The sequence below is a fragment of the Cellulomonas timonensis genome (assembly GCF_900046455.1).
Lineage (GTDB): Bacteria > Actinomycetota > Actinomycetes > Actinomycetales > Cellulomonadaceae > Cellulomonas_A > Cellulomonas_A timonensis.
In genome coordinates this window covers 350,555-370,476 of record NZ_FCOT01000011.1, presented here as the reverse complement: position 1 = coordinate 370,476, position 19,922 = coordinate 350,555, and the positions used below count along the sequence as shown (strand labels likewise).

Below are 19,922 nucleotides of genomic sequence, written 5' to 3'. Positions count from 1 at the left end.
CGTAGGCTACGCAACCGTAGGTTGTCCCGGGCGTCGCGGACAACCCTTGCCACACCGCTTTGTCGACATCCCACATGACCCCGACGACCATGCGGATCTCCACCTCAGCACCGCCCTCACGACGGCGTCAGCGCGTGTCGCGGGACGTCAGCGCGCGAAGCCCTCCGCGACCTCCAGCAGCAGGTCAGTGGCCTCGGCCTCGCCGACGCTCACCCGCACCCCGTCACCGGCGAACGGCCGCACCAGGACACCGGACCGGGCCGACTCCCCCGCGAACGCGAGCGCCCGATCCCCGAGCGGCAGCCACACGAAGTTGGCCTCGCTGTCCGGGACCTCCCAGCCCTGCGCGCGCAGCCCGGCGAGCATCCGCGACCGCTCGTCCACCACGGCCTCCACCCGGACCATCAGCTCGTCCGCGGCGCGCAGCGAGGCCACGGCCGCGAGCTGCGCGAGGTGCGAGACCCCGAACGGCGTCGACACCGCCCGGATCCCCGCCGCCAGCCGTGGCCGGGCCACCGCGAAGCCGACCCGCAGCCCCGCCAGGCCATACGCCTTCGAGAAGGTGCGCAGCAGCACCACGTTCGGTCGCGCCGCGAACACCGCCAGGCCATCCGCCGCCAGCGGGTCCCGCACGAACTCCACGTACGCCTCGTCGAGCACCACGAGCACGTCGCGCGGCACCGCGTCGAGCAGCTCCGCGAGCTCGTCGGCCCGTACCGCCGGGCCCGTGGGGTTGTTGGGGGTGCACAACAGGATCACGCGGGTCCGGTCCGTCACGGCCGCCGCCATCGCGGGCAGGTCCAGGCGGCCGTCGGCGGTGAGCGGCACCTGCACTGCCCGCGCTCCGGCGATGCCCACGGCGATCGGGTACGCCTCGAACGACCTCCAGGGGAACACCACCTCGTCACCCGCGTCGCACACCGCGGCGAGCACGTGGCTGAGCACCGCCACGGAGCCGTTGCCCGTGACCACCCCGGCGGGGTTCACGCCCAGGTGGGCCGCGATCGCCTCGGTGAGCTCAGTCGCGTACATGTCCGGGTACCGGTTGACGTCCATCGCGCCGTCGGCGATGGCGGCCACCACCGATCCCAGTGGCGGGAACGGGTTCTCATTGGAGGACAGCTTGAACGCCGCCGCTCCGACGAGTGCGCGGGCGCCCGGGACGTAGGGCGGCAGTGCGGCGACAGCGGGGCGGAGCGGAACCTGGGGCACTGCCACAGCATGCCACCGCCGCGTTCGCGCGCTGCGGCGACGGCCCGGATGGCAGGATCGAGTCATGAGCTTCGTGCTGCGCGTGATCATCAACGGCATCGCCATCTGGTTCGCGACACTGATCCTGCCCGGCCTGGTGATCGTCGGCACCGACTCGACGTGGCAGGCCATCGGCGTGATCCTGCTGATCGGCCTCGTGTTCGGCCTCGTCAACGCGATCGTCAAGCCGATCGTCAAACTCATCTCGCTGCCGCTGTACATCCTCACGCTGGGGCTGTTCACCCTGGTGGTGAACGCCCTGATGCTGTTGCTCACGGCCTGGATCACGAACCAGGCCACCTGGGGGCTCCGTGTCGACAACTTCGGCACCGCGGTGCTGGGCGCGCTGGTGATCTCGATCGTCAGCTTCGTGCTCAGCGTGCTGGCCCCGGGACGCCGCCGCTGAGCCACGGCGCCGGCCAGGCGCCTCATCGGGTCACCGCGGGGTGGACCAGGGGCCCCAGGCTGGGCGGCTGCGGCAGGCCCGCCACTGTGCCGGGCCGGCCGACGACGTCCGGGGTGACCGGCTGGGAGCCCTGGTACTGGGTGAGCGTGACGGTGGTGCCGTCCGGGCCGTAGATGTCGCGCTGCACCGAGTCCCGCCACGCGCGCAGCGACGGGTCTTGCTCCCCTGCGGCCTCGACCCGCTCCGCACTGCGGGCATAGGTGGTGAGGTCATGCGAGTCGAGGAGGTCGCGGGAGGCCAGGCGGTCGGCCGGATCGGTGGACGCCCTGAGGTCGACGGACACCGTGAGGCGTTGCGGGGTGTCCGGCGACGGCAGCGCGTCGAGCGTGGGCACGATGTCGGTGGAATGCTCCAGGTGCTTGGTGGCGACGCCTCGTGGCGCGGCCATCCCGGCCACCGGGGATCCGGCGGTCAGCACATGCGTGACCGCGTGGCGGCCAGTGACTGCCGCGGCGGAGGCCACGGCCATGGCCGCCATCCCGCCTTGGCTGTGCCCCGCGAGCAGCACGGGCTCCCCGGGCTCGGCGCCGGCCTGGTCGAGCGCCTGAAGGACGAGGTCGCTCGCGCCATCGGGCATGCCCGCCATCAGGGAGATGTTGGTCATGGCGCGCATCGGGTTGTCGCCCTCCGGGCCTGACTGCTGCGTGCCCGGGATGGCCACTGCCCAGCTGCGTGAGCCGTCGGGTTGGTCGAAGCGCAGCACGCTCACCACCCCGAGCCCTCCGTGGGCGCCGCCGGGGTAGGAGTCGTCGATCAGCCTGAGCAGTCCGGCGTCGTCGCGTGGACGGGCGTCGCCGTCCAGGGCGCGAGTGCTGCCGAGCACCGCGACGCTCACCTGGCGATGGCCCAGGATCGCCGCCCACGGCTGCGCCGCGCTGCCCACGGGGTGTGGCGGCCCGAGCTGCGCGCCCGGGCGCAGCGCCTGCAGGTGGCTGGTCACGCCGTGCAGCAGCAGCTCCACGCCTCCGCCGCGCACCATCGACGTCGGGTCGGGCCATCGGCCGGTGCGGCCCTTGCTCCAGAGCGCGACGAGCCCTGCCCCCGTCGTCAGGTGGACGCCCGCCACCCAGGACATCGGCCAGCCGAGCGGCCCTTCGCCGACCCACGACGCCTGCGCCCCGACGAGCCCGCGCACCAGTCGTTCGACGGCGCCTTCCGCCTGCTCGTACCCCTCGGCGGCGGCCCGCAGCGACCGGGTGAGCGCGCGGAGCGACTCGGCGGTCTCACCGGGTGAGCCGAGGCCGTTGAGCAGTGGGGCGAGGGCCGTCCGTGCGACCCGTCCCGAGCCGAGAGCCTCGTCTCCCTCCCAGGTGGCCTGGGATGCGGCGGCCAGTGCCGCCGCGGCGTCGTCGAGCCGGTCGGCGGCCGTCTCGAGCGACTGGGCGGCCTGGTTCAGGTCCGCGAGCCGCGCCACGGTGCCGCCGCGCCCGCCGGACACCTCGATCCCGCCGCCGAGGTCGGTCACCACTGCCTGCCAGCGGGCTGGCCGAGCAGCCCATAGGCGGCATCGGCGCGCATCGCGACGCAGGCCAGCGCGGTGGCGCGATCGTGCTGCCGGAGCGCGTCATAGGCCGTGTCGACGTCGCGCGCGGTGCGGGCGACGGCCTGCTGCGCCTCATCGAGGGCGGCGCGGTACCGGTCGGCCGCATCCGACACCCAGTCGACCTGTGCTGCCGCGGCGAGGGCCCGGGCGGCCTCGTCGACGTGTCCGGCGGCGGCTGCCACGACGGGTGAGATCGCCGCCTGCCCGGTCGGTGCCATCGCCATCCTCATGCGCCGGACGTTAGGCAGGCGCACACCCCGGCAACTCCTGCACGGCAACCCCCAGGGGACGGCCACGGAAACTCCTCGGCCTGGGGGTGCGCCGGCACTAGCCTCGGCAGGTGCGCCGCCGCTCCGCGCCCTGGGGCGCCCTCGCGATCCTCACCGGATCGGTCCTGTTCGCCGTCAACGGCACAGTCGCCAAACTCGCGATGCAGTCCGGCCTCAGCCCGGAGCGGCTCGTCGAGCTCCGCTGCCTGGGCTCCGCGGTGCTGCTCGTCGGAGTGGCCCTCATCGTCAATCCCCGCGCGTTGCGCGCCCGCGGCAAGGAGCTCGCCGTGCTGGCGCTGCTCGGTGTCGTGGGGGTCGCCCTGGTGCAGTGGTGCTACCTCGTGGCCATCTCCCGGCTGCCCGTCGGGCTCGCGCTGCTGCTCGAGTACACCGCCCCGCTGCTCGTCGCGCTGTGGGCCAGGTTCGTGCTGCGCGAGCAGGTCCGCGCGCGGGTGTGGTGGGCGCTGGCCGCCTGCCTGGCCGGCCTGGCGCTCGTCGCGCAGGTGGGCGACGGCATCGTGCTCGACGGCCTGGGAATCGCCGCCGGGCTGGGCGCCGCCGTCGCGCTGGCCGCCTACTACCTGCTGGGCGAGCGGCTGATGACCCGCCGCGAGCCGCTCACCACGCATGCCTGGTCGATGACGTTCGCGGCGCTGCTGTGGGTGGTGCTGCAACCGCTGTGGACCTTCCCGCGCGGTGTGCTCACCCAGGACACTCCGCTCGCCGGGCCACTGGCCGACGTGCGGGCGCCGATGTGGCTCCTCGTGCTCGGCATCGTGGTGCTCGGCACCGCCGTGCCGTACCTGCTGTTCCTGGTGGGCATCCGCCGGCTCGGCGCGGCGCGTGCGGGCCTGCTCGGCATGTCGGAGCCCGTGGCGGCCTCAGCCGTCGCCTGGGTGGTGCTGGGCGAGGCGATGACGGCGGTGCAGCTCGTCGGCGCGGTGGTGGTGCTCGCGGGCATCGGGCTGGCGGAGACGTCCCGGCGAGGTGCCGTCGAGGCCGTCGACGTCGCTCAGGTCAGCCCCGCCTCCACCACAACTCCTTAGGCCGCGGCAGCGCCAGCACGACGACGACGCCCGCCAGCAGGAGCGCCGCGACCCGCCAGCCGTCTCCCGGCGGCAGCCCGCCCTCGGCCACCACGGCGGCGACGACTGTCAACGCCTGCGCGCCGACCTGCAGCACTGCCGTCTCCCGTGCGCCCGAGGCCAGCACCGCCAGCTCGACGCGCGTCCGCCGCGTGGTCCGCGCGGCCACGGCGCCCAGCCACAGCAGCAGGTGGACCAGCAGCACCAGCGCCATCGTCGACCCCAGGGGCGGCACACCGCCGAACAGCACTCGGGCGCCGACCACCAGCACCACCATCCCGGACAGCCCGAGCCCGGGCGCCCAGGCCAGCACCGCGACGAGCAGGCCGAGCGCCACCACCACCGACGTGGGCGGCTGCGGACCCGGCCCCGACCACGCGACCGCCAGGGCCAGCGCGGCGACGGCAGCGAGCACCAGCCGCAGCGCCCAGGCCGGCGCCCAGGGCCCGATGTCGACCTCGACATCGTCCCGCCGCGACGCCACCGTGAGGGCCCAGCCCCGCAGGCGCCTCATGCCGGCCCCCCCGCGCCCGGCCGCCGACGGCCGCGCCGGGCCAGGCCGGCCAGGGTGACGGCGGGGTCGTCACGCCACGAGACCACCCCGACGGCGAGGTCGGCCAACTCGGCGAGCCGGTCCTCCCGGCCCAGCCGCACGATGCGCGGCGCGAGCCGCTCCCGGTCGTCCAGATGCCGATCGCGCACGTCGGGCAGCACGTCGACGGCGATCACCCGATGCCCGGCCCGGCGCCACCGCCCAGCGACGCGGGACGCCTCGTCGTCCAGGAAAGTGGAGAACACCACGACGAGCGCGCCGGAGGGGATCTGCGGCGGGCGCAGCCGCTTCGGCGGCTCGCCCCCGGGGGGCGTCACCGCCCGGGCGGGCCGGGTGCGGTCGAGCTGACGACGCCCACCCCCCGGCGGCAGCGGGCGGCGGCGCGCGCCGAGGTCGTCGAGCCCCACCCGGTCGCCGGCCGCGAGGTAGCGCTGCGCGAGCGAGGCCGCCGCATGCCGGCCCAGGTCGAGCGAGGTGGGGTCCTGCGCGCGCGGGCCCTCGGCGCCACGCCACGTGCGGGGGTCGGGTCCGACGTCGTCCCGGGAGTCGACGACGAGCAGCACGACGGCCTCGGCGAGCGCGTGCTCCCGGCGCACGTACAGCTCGCGCAGGTCAGGGGCGCGCCGAGCCGTGACCCGCCAGTCGATCCGGCGCAGCCGGTCCCCCGGCGCGAACATGTGCACATCGCGCAGGTCGCCGCCCTCGCCCGGCCGACGTGACGTGTGCGCGCCGGTCAGCCCGCGCAGCCTCGGCGGGAGCGGCAGGTCCCGCAGCGCCGACGGGCTGGGCAGCACCAGCGCGGTGCGGCCCACCGGGTCCGTGGGCTCCCCGATGCTCGCGGCGCCCGATCCGATGCCCTGCGCGTCGACGGTGGCGACCTCCTGTGGGCCGGTCCGCACCGTGCGCACCACCACCGGCAGGGTCCGCGTCCGATCGACGCGGACCAGCAGCTCGGCGGCGTCCCGGCCGGCCCGCCGCACGCCGACCAGCGCGGCCGTCATCCCGGGCGGGGCGTCCAGCAGCACTCGGGCCCGGACCGCGCCGGGCCGCGCCGTCGCCGCGTCGGCACGCCCAGTCGCCGTGTCGGCGCTACCGCGCGCCGCGTCGGGGACGGAGCCGGCTCCCTCCGGATCGGCGTCGGCGGCGGCACCGTCGGACCATCCCGTCAGGCGCACCGTGAGCTCCCCCGACGGCCGGCGCCACAGGTCCCAGGCCGCCGCCACCAGTGGCGCCGCGCCCAGCACAGCGACGTCGGGCCGGCCCAGCAGGCCGCCCGCCACGAGGAGCGCGGCACTCGCCACGGCGCCGGCCCCAGCCGCGCGGCTCCGCGTCCACCGCCCGCCGACGCCCGGCGCCCGGTCGCTCATTCGACGCCCGGAGCCCGGCGCCCCGCCGTGCCGCCCACCGCGACGGGCTCGCCGCGCCGGACCGTCGGCGGCACCGGCGTCCGGCCCAGCACCTCGGTGACCACGCGCTGCGGCGCCAGGCCCGTGGCCCACGCCTGCGGGCTCAGCGAGATCCGGTGCGCGAGCGTCGCGACGCCCACGGCCTTGACGTCCTCCGGCGCCACGAAGTCGCGCCCGTCGAGCACCGCGAGCGCGCGCGCCACGAGCACCAGCGCCTGCGAGCCGCGCGGCGAGGCGCCCACCTCGACGGCGGCGTGCGCCCGGGTCGCGGCGGCCAGGTCCACGCAATAGCCGAGCACGTCCGGGTCGACGGCCACGGCCTCAACGCCGGCCTGCATCTGCGTGAGGGCGGCGGCGTCGACCACCTGCCGCACGTCGGCGTGCTCACGGCGGCGGGCGAGCCGGCGGCCCAGCACGTCCATCTCGGCGTCGCGGTCGGGGTAGCCGACGGCGAGCCGCACCATGAAGCGGTCGAGCTGCGCCTCGGGCAGCGGGTAGGTGCCCTCGTACTCCACCGGGTTCGAGGTGGCGACGACGTGGAACGGCTCGGCCAGCCGGTACGTCGTCCCGTCCACGGTGACCTGTCGCTCCGCCATGGCCTCCAGCAGCGCGGACTGCGTCTTGGGGGCGGTGCGGTTGATCTCGTCGGCGAGGAGCAGGCCGGTGAACACCGGGCCGGGTCGGAACGCGAACGTCGCGGTGGCGGGGTCGAACACGCTCGATCCGGTGAGGTCCGACGGCAGCAGGTCGGGGGTGCACTGCACGCGGCGGAAGTCGAGGCCGAGCGCCGTGGCCAGGCTGCGGGCGGCGAGCGTCTTGCCGAGGCCAGGCACGTCCTCGAACAGCACATGGCCTCCGGCGAGGATCGCCGCAAGCGCAACCCGCAGCGGCTCGCGCATGCCCACCACCACCGTCCCGACCTCGTCGAGCACGGCACGGCCGCGGGCGGCGACCTCGGGGACGGAGAGAGCGGTGCTGGTCATCGGACGGTTCTCCCGGAGGCTCTGGGGGCGGGCGTGCGGTCGAGGTGGAGCGGTGCGTCGGCCACCGGGGTCGCCCGGGGTGTCCCGAGCTCCTCCAGCACGCCGACCGCATGGCGGACGTCGGCGAGCCGCGGCAGCGGGAGGCCGGTGGTGGTCAGCGTGCGGTGCGCCCGGGCGCCGACGAGCTCGCGCAGTGCGGCGTCGTCGTCGGGCTCCTCGAGCCGCACGCCGTGGCGGGCGAGCCGGACGGCGGCGGTGGCCCGCAGCACCCGGTGGGCGCGCTCCCCGACGCGGCCGTCGCGCGCCACCATCGCCCAGGCGAGGTCCTGCACCTCGCCGCGCGCCCCATGCCGGCGCGGCTCATGCTCATGCACACGCCAGGCGTCCGCGTCGGGCTCGACCCGTTCGAGCAGCACCACGGCGACAGCCAGCGCGAGCCCGACGAGCAGCGCCGACGTCAGGGCGAGGCCCACGGCCCAGACGATCAACGCGCCGCCGCCGCCGAGGATGAGGGGGCGCCCGGCCAGACGCGCCAGCCGCCTCATGGGCGACCCTCGAGCGCCGGTTCCGCGTCGGTGTCGCGCCGGTCGCCGAGGCCGTCGGCGAGCACCGCGAGGCACTCCTGCGCGCGCCGGACGTCCTGGTCGGTGACGGGGCGGTCGCTGAACCGCGCCGTCAGGTAGAGGCCCAGCAGGGCGCGTGTGGCGTCCGGGTCCGCGCGCGTCCCGTCGAGCACGTCGACGGTGAGCTCGCTCGCCGTCTGGGCGGGGTCCCGCTCGACACCGCTGCGCTCCGCGGCCTCCTCCAGCGCGACCCAGGCGGCCACCACGGCGTCGGCGGGCTCCGCCTCACCCGCGAGCGCCTGCGCGGCACGTGCGACGCCTGCGCGCAGGACGGGCGCTGCGGCCTCGTCGTCGGCGTCGATGACCAAGTCGTCAGGCGCCTCGTCGCGGGCTGTCTGGTCGCGTGCCGCCCAGGTGCGCAGCAGTGCCCGCACAGCCAGGACCAGCAGCCACAGCAGCACCGCCACGCACAGCGCGGCGAACACGGCGCCGACCCAGCCGAGCCAGGCGGGCAGCGCCTCGGCCGCCGCCAGCCCGTCGGGCAGCGACTCGGGCAGCGCGGACGGGGTCTGCTGAGGCGGGGTGAAGACGAAATCGGGGGCGCCGACGTCGCGTCGTCCGATCGTCCACGGGCCAGCGACGGCCGCGGCGATCACCGACGCGACCACGAGCATGGCCACGAGCGCGGTGGGCAGCAGGCCCCTGGCGGTCTCAGGTCGCACGCCTCGCCGTCCCGTCGCTGTGGTCTCGGATCGGCACACTGTAGCCACGTCGCGGCGGACAGCCCGTGGGACACCCGGCGCCCTCTGGGATGATGACGGCCATGACCTCCCCCGCGCGCGTGAGCCTGGCCGACGTGACTCCCCCCATCGCCCTGGGGCCGCTCGACGGCCGCTACCGCTCGGCGGTGGCGCCGCTGGTCGACCACCTCTCCGAGGCGGCGCTCAACCGCGAGCGGGTGCACGTCGAGGTCGAGTGGCTGATCCACCTCACGTCGCAGCAGGTGGTGCCGGGGGCTCCGGAGCTGTCGGCCGCGGAGCGGCAGTACCTGCGCGACGTCGTGGCGACGTTCGGCCCGGACGAGGTCGCCGAGCTCGCCGAGATCGAGCGCACGACGGTGCACGACGTGAAGGCCGTCGAGTACTTCCTCAAGCGCCGCCTGGCCGAGGCGCCCGCCACGCTGGGCCCCGACACCGTGCTGCCAGCGGTCAGCGAGCTCGTGCACTTCGCGTGCACCAGCGAGGACATCAACAACCTCTCCTATGCGCTGATGGTGCGCGGCGCCGTCCGCGAGGTCTGGCTGCCGGCCGCGGTCGCCCTGGTCGACGACGTCGCGGCGATGGCCCGCGATCTCGCAGCGGTCCCGATGCTGGCGCTCACGCATGGGCAGCCCGCCACGCCGACCACGCTCGGCAAGGAGCTGGCCGTGCTAGCGCATCGCTTGCGCCGCCAGCTCCGCCGGATCGAGGCCGACGAGTACCTCGGCAAGCTCAACGGCGCCACCGGCACGTACGGCGCGCATGTGGTCGCGGTGCCGGGCGCCGACTGGCCGGAGGTGTCGCGCACGTTCGTCGAGCACCTGGGGCTCACCTGGAACCCGCTGACCACGCAGATCGAGTCGCACGACTGGCAGGCCGAGCTGTACGCGGACATCGCGCGGTTCAACCGGGTGCTGCACAACCTGGCCACCGACGTGTGGTCGTACATCTCGCGCGGGGTGTTCATCCAGACCCCCGTGGCGGGCGCGACGGGATCGTCGACGATGCCGCACAAGGTCAACCCGATCCGCTTCGAGAACGCCGAGGCGAACCTCGAGCTGTCCTGCGCGCTGCTCGACACGCTGGCCGCGACCCTCGTCACCAGCCGCCTGCAGCGCGACCTGACGGACTCGACGACGCAGCGCAACATCGGCCCGGCGTTCGGCCACTCGCTGCTCGCGATCGACAACGTGCGGCGCGGCCTGCGGGCGCTGTCCGTGGACGCCGGCCTGCTGGCCCGCGAGCTGGACCAGAACTGGGAGGTCCTGGGCGAGCCGGTGCAGTCGGCGATGCGCGCGGCCGCGGTGGCGGGCGTCACGGGCATGCAGAACCCGTACGAGCGGCTCAAGGAGCTCACGCGCGGGCGCCGGCTCACCGCCGACGACATGCGTGAGTTCATCGCCGGGCTGGGCCTTCCGGAGGATGTCGCGGCCCGGTTGGCGGCGCTGGAGCCGGGCTCGTACACGGGCCTCGCGGAGCAGCTGGTCGGCTACCTCGAAGGCTGAGTAGTCCGGTCCGATGGGAGCGGGTCCAACCAGATCCTCACCAACCTCTCAGATATCGCTCTCCACCTAGCGATGCGCAGGTCAGCGCGTCTTGGGTGGGCGGGTGAGGCGCCTGATCGGAACGCGGTCTCCGGGGAGGCCACCCGGAAGTGGTCCAGAACCTGTGGGCCGTCTGGGTGAGTTCTGGACACATGCCCGGATTCGTTGCACAATCGGGACTCGATTCCGGAACGTCCGGTACTTCCGATTTGGCGAGGGTGCCATCGTGACTCTGATGCAGAAGGCGATCACGCCCGCTCTGACTCGCGCTCACCTGAGCGTCGGTCACGATCGCGTGGCGGGATACGTGGTCCGCGCGGAGGACGTGTCCTTCGCCACGACGCCCGCACAGCTCTTCGAGGTGCACGGACTCGGTTACCCCGGAACCCCGTTCAGCCCGTACGCGCCGTCCATCGACGTGCTGCGCTTCGAGTCCTCCCCGCAGCTCCAGTACAAGGATGTGCCTGGCTACATCGTGCCGCTGTGGTGGCTGCGCCACTCCCGCATCCCCCCGGGCGCGGAGCTCGTGCGCATCTTCGCCGACGGGACCCAGATCCTCCTGGGCCACTACGGCGATGTCGGCACTGGGTGGACCGTGACACAACTCGGGGCGCAGCGCCCCGCCCTGGCGTCGCTCTCCCGCTGTGTGGGCCCCGTGGCCAAGTGGCACGGCGCCTACCTCGAGGCCGACGTGGTCGACGAGGGGAACACGGTGGTGCTGGCGCTCGCCAACCCGCCGCTGTTCGAGACGGACTTCCAACAGTCCCCCGCCGGCCGCTGGTACCGCCGCGTCGCCCGCGAGGAGGTCAGCGAGCTGTTCGAGCTGGACCTCACCGCCCGCTGGAACGGCCTCAACGTCCGCGTCGTCGACCAGTGGCAGGACGCGCAGCGTTACGTCGTGGCGCGCATCTCCCACCTCGGTGACGACGTGGACCGCGCCGAGCAGCTCCGCCTGGACCGGGTCGAGGCGGGCGTCTACGAGGCGATCGTCTACGCCGCCGAGCTCACGGACATCCAGACCAACCAAGTCGTGCCGCACACCTGGGCACCCGGACCAGCACAGAAGGCGTGGGCCTGACAGTCCCACGCTCCCCCGGACCGCACGCCGGGCCTGGCTCCCCCCCGCTCAGGCCCGGCGTGCGCTTGTCCGCTTGGTGAGTCCCTCGTCACGCGGCGGCGCCGTCAGCCCGGGCAACTCAGGCGCCGGCACTGCGGCCAGCTCGGCCAGCGCAGCGCTGAACGCCTCGGCGTCACCAACCCGAGCCGCCTCACGCGCCCGCACCGTCGGCCCGTGCAGGGCCGCCCGGGCGCGCCGCCGCTCCGCCCGAAGCCTCACGGCGCCCTCGCCGCCCTGCTCGGACGCGCGGGACGCCCGCTCGATCGGGCCCAGCACCCGGACCCGCTGCTCGATCACCGCGGGGTTCCACGCGCGCCCCCGCTGCCCCGCCGCGAAATCGGCGGCGGTGCGGTGCACGATCGCCCGCGCCACCTCGATCGGCGGGGGCTGCTCATCCGGCGCGTGCTCGCTCACCGTGGTCAGGCTCCCGAGCCGCACTCCAGGCAGCGATCGCACCTCGGGGTCCACGTCGTGCCGCAGGGCGAGGTCGACGATCGCCAGGGGCCGCGCCGCGTCACCCCGGACGGCGGCGAGCGCATCCGCCTGGAGGACGGCGCCGGCCGCCCCGCTGCACGCCACGACCAGGTCGACGTCCGGCAGCGCGCTCGCGAGGTCCCGAGTGGTCAGCGCGTGGACGCCCCGCGCCTCCGCGAACGCCAGGGCGCGGCCGCTCGGCGAGAAGACGTGGATGTCGCGGCAGCCGCGCGACTTCAGGGCCGCCAGGCTGGCCCCCGCGTAGGAGCCCGTGCCGACCAGGACGCAGCGGACGTCCGGCCAGGCCGGCAGGCCGTCCTCGACGAGGTCCAGGGCCACCGACACCATCGACCGCCCGGCGCCGCCGAGGCCCGTGTCGGCCTCCACGGCGCGGGAGGTCCGGGAGGCCGTCTGGAAGAGCCCCTCCAGCTCGGAGGTGGTGGTGCCGTCCCGGCGTGCCGCCGTCAGCGCGCGACGCACCTGGCCGGCGATCTCGCGCTCCCCGACCACCATCGACTCGAGCCCGGACGCGACGGCGAACAGGTGCTCGGCGACGTCGATGCCGAGGCGCGCATGCACCTCGGCGGCGACCTTCTCGGCGGGGTAGCCGGTGTGCGCGGACACGACGGCGGCGGCCGCGGCCCGCACGTCCGAGGCGTGCTCGGAGGCGACGACGTCCAGGTACAGCTCGAACCGGTTGCAGGTCGCGAGCACCACGGACCCGGCGACAGGCGGGCACTCGGACACGATCTCGCGTCCGACCGCATGCGTCGCGACGGAGAGCCGCTCCAGCACCGCGAGGTCGAGGTCGTGGTGACTGGCGACCAATGACATCAGCACCACGATGAAGATTGAATCATCCCGAGGAATATCCGGCACAATCGAGCGGTGAGCCTTCCTGTGACACATCCGCTCGTCGACGGCCGCACGACTAATTCGGCACTGGTGGCCGCCTATTCCGGCGAGGCTCCCAGCCGCCGTCCGGTGTGGTTCATGCGGCAGGCGGGTCGCTCGCTGCCGGAGTACCGGGCCCTGCGCGAGGGGGTCGGGATGCTCGAGTCCTGCCTGCGCCCGGAGCTCGCCAGCGAGATCACGTTGCAGCCCGTCCGCCGGCACGACGTGGACGCCGCGATCTTCTTCTCCGACATCGTGGTGCCGCTGCTGCTGGCCGGCGTGGACGTCGACATCGTCCCCGGCGTGGGCCCGGTCATGGGCTCCGCGGTGCGCACGGCGGAGGATGTGGCGCGGCTGCGCGACGCCGGCCCGCTCACCGCTGAGGCCCTCGAGCCGGTGTCCGACGCCGTGGCGCTGACGGTCGCCGCACTCGGGTCGACGCCGCTGATCGGCTTCGCGGGCGCCCCGTTCACCCTGGCCGCGTACCTGGTGGAGGGCCGCCCGTCGCGGGACCACCTGGCCGCGCGGACGATGATGCACGCCGACCCCGACACCTGGCGGGCGCTGACCGAGTGGGCCGCCGACGTGACGGGCGCGTTCCTGCGCGCCCAGGTGCTCGCGGGGGCCAGCGCCGCCCAGCTCTTCGACTCGTGGGCGGGCTCGCTGTCGCTGGCCGACTACGTGGCGCATGCGGCGCCGTCGTCGGGCCGGGCACTCGCGAGCGTGGCCGGCCTCGGGGTGCGCACTGTCCACTTCGGCACCGGCACCAGCGAGCTGCTGGCCGCGATGCGCGACGTCGGGGCCGATGTCATCGGCGTCGACTACCGGCTGCCCCTGGACGAGGCGAACCGGCGGCTCGGCGGGCGCACCCCGTTGCAGGGCAACATCGACCCGGCGCTGCTGAAGGCCCCATGGCCCGTGCTCGAGGCCCATGTGCGGGATGTCATCGCACGCGGCGCCCAGGCGCCAGGCCACGTGGTGAACCTCGGGCACGGGGTGCCGCCAGACACCGACCCGGAGGTCCTCACCCGCGTCGTCCAGCTCGTGCACGAGGCGTAGCCCGATGGCCGCCCCCGACCCCGGCCAGCCCGGACCTGCCGAGCACTGGGACGCAGTGGTCGTCGGGGGTGGCGTCGCCGGGCTGGTCGCCGCGCGGGACCTCGCGGCCAGCGGCCTGCGGACCCTCGTGGTGGAGGCGCGCGAGGTCGTCGGCGGCGCGGTGGGGCGGCACGTCGTGGCCGGCCTGACGCTGGACTCGGGGGCCGAGTCCTTCGCGACGCGAGGCGGCGCCGTGGCCGAGCTCGCGCTCGAACTGGGCGTGGGCGAGCGCGTCGTGCGGCCTGAGCCCCGAGGCGCCTGGGTGCAGCTCGCGCACGGCGCTGGGCCGCTGCCGCGCGCCGGGGTGCTGGGCATCCCGACGGACCCGTGGGCGGCTGACGTGCGGCAGACGGTGGGGACCCTCGGCGCTGTGCGCGCGAGCGTGGACCGCATGCTGCCCGCGTGGTGGGGCGCCCGCGGCGGGGACGAGGTCAGCCTGGGGTCGCTGGTGCGGCGCCGGATGGGGCCGCGCGTGCTGGAGCGCCTGGTCCGGCCCGTGGTGGCCGGCGTGCATGCCGCCGACCCGGATGACCTGGCCGTGGACGCCGTGGCGCCGGGCCTGCGGGCGGCGCTCGCCCAGCAGGGCAGCCTGGCGGGCGCCGTGCGGTCGCTGCGCGCGGCGGCGCCGGCGGGTTCGGCGGTCGCGGGGTTCGACGGCGGGCTGCACGTGCTGGTCGACGCGCTGGCCGCGGACCTCGCCGGGCGGGCCGGGCAGATCCGCACGGGCGTCCGCGTGGTCGCGGTGCGCCAGCTGGCGCTTGCCGCGGAGCCGCCGTCGTTCGAGGTGGTGACGGAGGACGCCGAGGGCGCCGCTGGGCTGCTGCGGGCGGATCGGCTCGTGGTGGCGACCCCGGCTGCGGTGGGCCTGCTGGCGGGCGTGGCGCCGCAGATGGCGGGGGTGGTGCTGGACCCGGGGGCCGAGGTGGTGCTCGTGGCGCTGGTCCTCGACGCGCCGGCGCTGGACGCGGCCCCGCGCGGCACGGGGGTGCTCACCTCGCCGGCCGTGCAGAGCCAGGCACGCGGCGTGCGGGCCAAGGCGTTGACTCATGGGACGGCGAAGTGGGCGTGGCTCGCGGCGGCCGCCGGGCAGGGCCGGCACGTGGTGCGCCTGTCCTACGGGGTCGCGGGCGATGACCCCGGGCCGCGCGCGCTGCCTGACGACGAGCTGACGGCGTTGGCCTTGCGCGACGCGTCGACCCTGCTGGGCACTCGCCTCGGCGCCGACCAGCTGGTGGCGTCGGCCCGGGTGGTGTGGTCGCAGTCGCTGCCCCGGCCGAGCGCCTCCCATCGGGAGGCTGTCGCCCGGGTGCGTGCCGCTGTCGCGCCGACGCCCGGGCTCGCGGTGTGCGGCGCCTGGGTGGCGGGCAACGGGCTCGCGTCGGTGGTCCCGGACGCGCGCGCCGCGACTCGTGACCTCCTGGGCCGGCAATAGGCCGAGAATGCGCCTGAAGCCCTTGACAATTGCCGTTCTGACAGCGAGTCAGGAACACCTCACGATCGACCAGGAAATGACATTCTGACGTCGCGTCACATCCCTTTCCGGGAGCGCCGTGTGAGCACTCCCGGCATACGCCTTTCGACATCAGCCCGAGCGAGGACGACACTGGACCCCATGCCCACGAGAGTCCGTATCGGCACCCGCGCCAGCGCCCTGGCCCTCACCCAGACCGGACACGTCGCCACAGCGCTCGCCAGCGCGGGAACGCTCGACGTCGAGATCGTGCACGTGCGGACTGACGGCGACCGGCTGACCGGCCCCCTGTCCACGCTGGGCGGCGCCGGGGTCTTCGTCACCGCGCTGCGCGACGCGCTGCTCGCCGGTGAGGTCGACGTCGCGGTCCACTCCCTCAAGGACCTGCCCACGGCGCCGATGGAGGGCATCGCGCTCGGCGCCGTGCCGCCACGCGAGGACCCCCGCGACGCGCTGTGCGCCCGCGAGGGCTGGACGATCGCGACCCTGCCGGCTGGCGCCCGCGTGGGCACCGGATCGCCGCGCCGCAAGGCCCAGCTCCTGGCGGCCCGCTCCGACCTCGACGTGGTCGACATCCGCGGCAACGTCGACACCCGGCTCGGCCGGGTCGCGCCCGGGGACCTCGACGCCGTCATCCTGGCCCGCGCGGGACTGGCCCGGCTCGGCAGGCTCGACGCCATCACGGAGGTGATCGACCCCGCCGTCATGACGCCGGCGCCCGGACAGGGCGCCCTCGGGGTGGAGGTCCGCAGCCCGGGGACCGTGGAGTCGCTGGGCGAGGACCTCGCCGAGGCGCTGGCCGGGCTCGACGACCCTCGCACGCGGCTCGCGGTGTTCGCCGAGCGCACGCTGCTCTTCCACCTCGAGGCCGGATGCGCGGCTCCTGTGGGCGCGCACGCGTGGATCGACGAGTCGGCGCCCGACGACCCGCGCCTGATGCTCGATGCCGTGGTGATCAGCCTGGACGGCTCCACCGAGCTCCGGCGGTCCGGCTCGGTCCGGCTGCACGTGCCGTCGATGAACCCGGACCACGGACTGCTGCCCACCGTGCTCAGCCCCGTCCTGTACGGCACGTCGCCCTATGACGACCTCGCGCTCGCCCTCGGCCACGCCGTCGCCGACGACCTGCTCGCCTCAGGCGCGGCGAAGATCGCCCAGGTCGGCCCCGCTGCCACGCCCAGCGCCTCCGTGGCCGGTGACCAGCGATGACGGCCGTCCACCGATGACCGCAGCTCTCGACCAGGGTCCGCTCAGCGGGCTCCGCGTGCTGGTGCCCCGCGCCGCGACCGGGCCTGACCCGGTGGCCATCGCGCTCACAGCGGCGGGCGCCGAGCCCGTCACCGTCGAGCTCATCACCACGGTCCCGCCGGAGGACCCCACCGAGCTCGACGACCTCCTGCTCGCGCTCGGCTCCGGGTACTACACGTGGCTCGTGGTGACGAGCGCGGCGACGCTGCCCGTGCTCACCAGCCGCGCCGAGGAGATCGACTCGACGCTCGCGGAGCTTGTCACGGACACGCGGGTGGCTGCCGTCGGCCCCGCGACCGCGCGAGCGCTACGCGCTGAGGGTGTCCACGTGGACCTGGTGCCGCGCGGCACGTCGTCGGCGGCCAGCCTGCTGGAGCAGTGGCCGGCGTTGTCCGGCGAGGGCCGCGTGCTGGCTCCGCATGCCGACCTGGCCTCGCCGCGGCTCGTCGACGGGCTGCGCGCGCAGGGCTGGCAGGTCGACGACGTGGTGGCGTACCGCACGCTGCGCGGGGCGCCGCCCGAGCCCGAGGTCCTCGCCGCGTGGACGGGCGGCGACATCGACGCGGCACTGCTCACATCCGGCAGCACGGCCCGGCACCTGGTCGAGCTGCTCGGGCCGCCGCCTCCGGGCGTGCTGGTGTGCTGCATCGGGCCCAGCACCGAGGCGGAGGCACGTCGCCTCGGCCTCCACGTCGCGGCGATCGCCGACGCGCAGACGCCGGCGGGCCTCGTCGGCGCCCTCGCCGCGGCCCACGCACGTCGCCCGCACCACGACCTCCACCCGAGAAGAGCACCGAGGTGAACCCGTGACCGGATTCGAGCCGCACCTCATCGCGCCCGTGGGGCGGGTGCGTCCCCGCCGCCTGCGCGCCACGCCTGCGATGCGCCGCCTGAACGCGCAGACGCGGGTGCACCCGGCCAGCCTGGTGCTGCCCCTGTTCATCAAGGAGGGCCTGCGCGAGCCCGCCCCGATCCGCTCCATGCCGGGCGTGGTCCAGCACTCGCGCGACTCGCTGCGCCGGGCCGTGGCGCAGGCCGCTGAGGCGGGCATCGGCGGCGTGATGCTGTTCGGGGTGCCCGAGCACCGTGACGCGACCGGCAGCCAGGCCACCGACCCGCATGGCGTGCTCAACGTGGCCATCACCGACGCCGCCCGCGAGGCCGGCGACGCGCTGGTGGTGCAGGCGGACCTGTGCCTCGACGAGTTCACCGACCACGGGCACTGCGGGGTGCTGACCCCCGACGGCCGGGTGGACAACGACGCGACGCTGGTGCGGTACGCCGCGATGGCCCTCGCGCAGGCGGAGGCGGGCGCCCATGTGGTGGGGCTCAGCGGCATGATGGACGGCCAGACGGCTGTGGTGCGCGACGTGCTCGACGACGACGGCCACGACGACGTGGCGGTGCTCGCCTACGCCGCGAAGTACGCCTCGGCGTTCTACGGGCCGTTCCGGGAGGCCGTCGACTCGCAGCTCGACGGGGACCGGCGCACGTACCAGATGGACCCGGCGAACCGCCGGGAGGCCGCCCTGGAGGTCGCGCTCGACATCGCCGAGGGCGCCGACATCGTCATGGTGAAGCCCGCGATGGCCTACCTTGACGTGCTCGCCGACGTCGCCGCGACGTCCACGGTGCCCGTGGCGGCGTACCAGGTGTCCGGTGAGTACGCGATGATCGAGGCCGCCGCAGCGAACGGCTGGATCGATCGTCGCCGAGCTGTGATGGAGTCAGTGCTCAGCATCCGGCGCGCAGGCGCCGATCAAGTCCTGACGTACTGGGCGGTCGAACTGGCCGGATGGCTGCAGGAGGAGAGCTGATGGGTGCAGGGAGCGAGACGTCCGCGTCGTACTTCGAGCGGGCGCGAGCGGTGACCCCGGGCGGGGTGAACTCCCCGGTCCGGGCCTTCGGCTCGGTGGGCGGTACCCCCCGGTTCCTCACGTCGGCGCGCGGCGCGTACGTGACGGACGCGGACGGCAACGAGTACGTCGACCTCGTCGGCTCCTGGGGCCCGGCACTGCTGGGCCATGCGCACCCCGTGGTCGTCGAGGCCGTGCAGCAGGCGGCGTCCCGCGGCCTGTCCTTCGGCGCCCCGACGCTCACCGAGCTCGAGCTCGCGGATGAGATCCGGGCGCGGGTGCCCGCGGCCGAGCGGGTCCGGCTCGTCTCCACCGGCACCGAGGCCACGATGACGGCCGTCCGGCTCGCACGTGGCGTGACGGGCCGCGAGCGGATCGTGAAGTTCGCCGGCTGCTACCACGGCCATGTCGACTCCCTCCTCGCCGAGTCCGGCTCCGGCGTCGCGACCCTGGGCCTGCCCGGCTCGGCCGGTGTGACGAGTGCTGTGGCCGCCGAGACCATCGTGCTGCCCTACAACGACCTCGAGGCCGTCGAGGCGGCGTTCGCCGAGCACGGCGCCAGCATCGCGGCCATCATCACGGAGGCTGCGCCCGCGAACATGGGCGCCGTGCCGCCGCTGCCGGGCTTCAACGCGGCGCTGCTGCGCATCGCGCATGAGCATGGCGCGCTGCTCATCCAGGACGAGGTGCTCACCGGGTTCCGCGTGGGACCGGCCGGATGGTGGGGCCTGGAGGGCTCCGTCGAGGGCTGGGACCCGGACCTGTTCACGTTCGGCAAGGTCATCGGCGGCGGGCTGCCGGTGGCGGCCGTCGCCGGCCGGGCCGATGTGCTCGACGCGTTGGCGCCCCTGGGCCCCGTGTACCAGGCGGGCACGCTGTCGGGGAACCCGGTGGCCACGGCTGCGGGACTGGCCACGCTGCGGGCCGCCGACACGGCGGTCTACGGCCGCATCGACACCGTCTCCGCCGCGCTGCGGGCGGCCGTCTCAGGCGCGCTGGCCGAGGCGCAGGTGCCGCATGCCGTGCAGTGGGCGGGCAGCCTGTTCAGCACGATGTTCGGCAGCTCGGCTGCCGCGCGGGGCGCCCGTGACTACGCGTCGGTGCTGGCCACGGACTCGTGGCGGTACGCGCCGTTCTTCCACTCGCTGCTGGAGCAGGGCGTGTACGCGCCGCCGTCGGCCTTCGAGGCGTGGTTCGTCTCGGCGGCGCATGACGACGAGGCCGTCTCGCGCGTGCTCGACGCGCTGCCCGCCGCCGCGCGTGCCGCCGCGTCCGCCGAGGCCCCGACCGCGTAGCCGCACGCCGGAGGCCCCGGCTGCTGAGCCGCGATCGGGCATGATGGC

The 19,922-nt window shown here is 75.0% G+C and carries 19 protein-coding genes; 10 read left to right on the top strand and 9 right to left on the bottom strand.

Going from position 1 to position 19,922, the window contains the following annotated elements:
* Window positions 1–147 precede the first annotated feature (147 nt).
* Window positions 148–1,212: a histidinol-phosphate transaminase gene (gene hisC / locus BN3788_RS07240; RefSeq protein WP_066584375.1), complete on the bottom strand. Its 1,065-nt coding sequence runs from the start codon at window positions 1,210–1,212 to the stop codon at window positions 148–150.
* Window positions 1,213–1,276: 64 nt separating this feature from the next.
* Between hisC and BN3788_RS07235 the strand changes: the two genes are divergently transcribed.
* Window positions 1,277–1,657 (top strand): phage holin family protein, encoded by a 381-nt coding sequence (locus tag BN3788_RS07235; RefSeq protein ID WP_066583673.1) that lies wholly within the window; start codon window positions 1,277–1,279, stop codon window positions 1,655–1,657.
* Window positions 1,658–1,679: 22 nt separating this feature from the next.
* Here the strand turns inward: BN3788_RS07235 and BN3788_RS07230 are convergent, their stop codons facing one another.
* Window positions 1,680–3,182 carry a hypothetical protein gene (locus BN3788_RS07230; RefSeq protein ID WP_066583672.1) on the bottom strand — a complete coding sequence of 501 codons (1,503 nt, stop codon included), beginning with the start codon at window positions 3,180–3,182 and terminating at the stop codon, window positions 1,680–1,682.
* On the bottom strand, window positions 3,179–3,478 hold the full coding sequence (locus BN3788_RS07225) for a hypothetical protein (protein ID WP_066583670.1): 300 nt from the start codon (window positions 3,476–3,478) through the stop codon (window positions 3,179–3,181). The genes BN3788_RS07230 and BN3788_RS07225 overlap by 4 nt, the downstream gene beginning before the upstream one ends.
* A gap of 122 nt (window positions 3,479–3,600) precedes the next feature.
* Between BN3788_RS07225 and BN3788_RS07220 the strand changes: the two genes are divergently transcribed.
* Window positions 3,601–4,575: an EamA family transporter gene (locus BN3788_RS07220; protein ID WP_066583668.1), complete on the top strand. Its 975-nt coding sequence runs from the start codon at window positions 3,601–3,603 to the stop codon at window positions 4,573–4,575.
* Here the strand turns inward: BN3788_RS07220 and BN3788_RS07215 are convergent.
* Genes BN3788_RS07215 through BN3788_RS07195 form a run of 5 tightly spaced genes read right to left on the bottom strand, consistent with a single transcriptional unit; the run spans window position 4,547 to window position 8,841 of the window.
* Window positions 4,547–5,128 carry a hypothetical protein gene (locus BN3788_RS07215; RefSeq protein WP_147525082.1) on the bottom strand — a complete coding sequence of 194 codons (582 nt, stop codon included), beginning with the start codon at window positions 5,126–5,128 and terminating at the stop codon, window positions 4,547–4,549. The two genes, BN3788_RS07220 and BN3788_RS07215, sit on opposite strands and share 29 nt — an antisense overlap.
* Complete coding sequence (locus BN3788_RS07210) at window positions 5,125–6,534, bottom strand: DUF58 domain-containing protein (protein WP_066583662.1); 1,410 nt, start codon at window positions 6,532–6,534, stop codon at window positions 5,125–5,127. The genes BN3788_RS07215 and BN3788_RS07210 overlap by 4 nt, the downstream gene beginning before the upstream one ends.
* On the bottom strand, window positions 6,531–7,556 hold the full coding sequence (locus tag BN3788_RS07205; RefSeq protein WP_066583659.1) for an AAA family ATPase: 1,026 nt from the start codon (window positions 7,554–7,556) through the stop codon (window positions 6,531–6,533). The genes BN3788_RS07210 and BN3788_RS07205 overlap by 4 nt, the downstream gene beginning before the upstream one ends.
* The gene (locus tag BN3788_RS07200) at window positions 7,553–8,101 is read right to left on the bottom strand and encodes a hypothetical protein (protein WP_066583649.1); all 549 of its coding nucleotides are present in this window, start codon (window positions 8,099–8,101) and stop codon (window positions 7,553–7,555) included. Before BN3788_RS07200 ends, BN3788_RS07205 begins: the two co-directional genes overlap by 4 nt.
* Window positions 8,098–8,841, bottom strand: coding sequence for a DUF4129 domain-containing protein (locus BN3788_RS07195; RefSeq protein ID WP_066583647.1), 744 nt, complete (start codon window positions 8,839–8,841; stop codon window positions 8,098–8,100). Before BN3788_RS07195 ends, BN3788_RS07200 begins: the two co-directional genes overlap by 4 nt.
* Before the next feature lie 101 nt (window positions 8,842–8,942).
* Between BN3788_RS07195 and purB the strand changes: the two genes are divergently transcribed.
* Window positions 8,943–10,382: an adenylosuccinate lyase gene (purB, locus tag BN3788_RS07190; RefSeq protein ID WP_108723797.1), complete on the top strand. Its 1,440-nt coding sequence runs from the start codon at window positions 8,943–8,945 to the stop codon at window positions 10,380–10,382.
* Window positions 10,383–10,656: 274 nt separating this feature from the next.
* Window positions 10,657–11,499, top strand: a complete 843-nt coding sequence (locus BN3788_RS07185; RefSeq protein WP_234346563.1) for a hypothetical protein — start codon at window positions 10,657–10,659, stop codon at window positions 11,497–11,499.
* A gap of 48 nt (window positions 11,500–11,547) precedes the next feature.
* Here the strand turns inward: BN3788_RS07185 and BN3788_RS07180 are convergent, their stop codons facing one another.
* On the bottom strand, window positions 11,548–12,846 hold the full coding sequence (locus BN3788_RS07180) for a glutamyl-tRNA reductase (protein ID WP_234346526.1): 1,299 nt from the start codon (window positions 12,844–12,846) through the stop codon (window positions 11,548–11,550).
* Window positions 12,847–12,900: 54 nt separating this feature from the next.
* Between BN3788_RS07180 and hemE the strand changes: the two genes are divergently transcribed.
* The 6 genes from hemE (at window position 12,901) to hemL (ending at window position 19,874) form a co-directional block, all read left to right on the top strand.
* Window positions 12,901–13,965, top strand: coding sequence for a uroporphyrinogen decarboxylase (gene hemE / locus BN3788_RS07175; RefSeq protein WP_066583643.1), 1,065 nt, complete (start codon window positions 12,901–12,903; stop codon window positions 13,963–13,965).
* Between the two features lie 4 nt (window positions 13,966–13,969).
* On the top strand, window positions 13,970–15,436 hold the full coding sequence (locus BN3788_RS07170; RefSeq protein WP_066583641.1) for a protoporphyrinogen/coproporphyrinogen oxidase: 1,467 nt from the start codon (window positions 13,970–13,972) through the stop codon (window positions 15,434–15,436).
* Between the two features lie 180 nt (window positions 15,437–15,616).
* Window positions 15,617–16,684 carry a hydroxymethylbilane synthase gene (gene hemC, locus BN3788_RS07165; RefSeq protein ID WP_066583630.1) on the top strand — a complete coding sequence of 356 codons (1,068 nt, stop codon included), beginning with the start codon at window positions 15,617–15,619 and terminating at the stop codon, window positions 16,682–16,684.
* Between the two features lie 13 nt (window positions 16,685–16,697).
* A complete protein-coding gene (locus tag BN3788_RS07160; protein WP_066583628.1) occupies window positions 16,698–17,525 on the top strand; it encodes a uroporphyrinogen-III synthase in 828 nt (275 codons plus the stop codon).
* 79 nt (window positions 17,526–17,604) lie between these two features.
* A complete protein-coding gene (hemB, locus tag BN3788_RS07155) occupies window positions 17,605–18,540 on the top strand; it encodes a porphobilinogen synthase (protein ID WP_066584364.1) in 936 nt (311 codons plus the stop codon).
* A complete protein-coding gene (hemL, locus tag BN3788_RS07150) occupies window positions 18,540–19,874 on the top strand; it encodes a glutamate-1-semialdehyde 2,1-aminomutase (protein WP_066583625.1) in 1,335 nt (444 codons plus the stop codon). The genes hemB and hemL overlap by 1 nt, the downstream gene beginning before the upstream one ends.
* The last annotated feature ends 48 nt before the right edge of the window (window positions 19,875–19,922 follow it).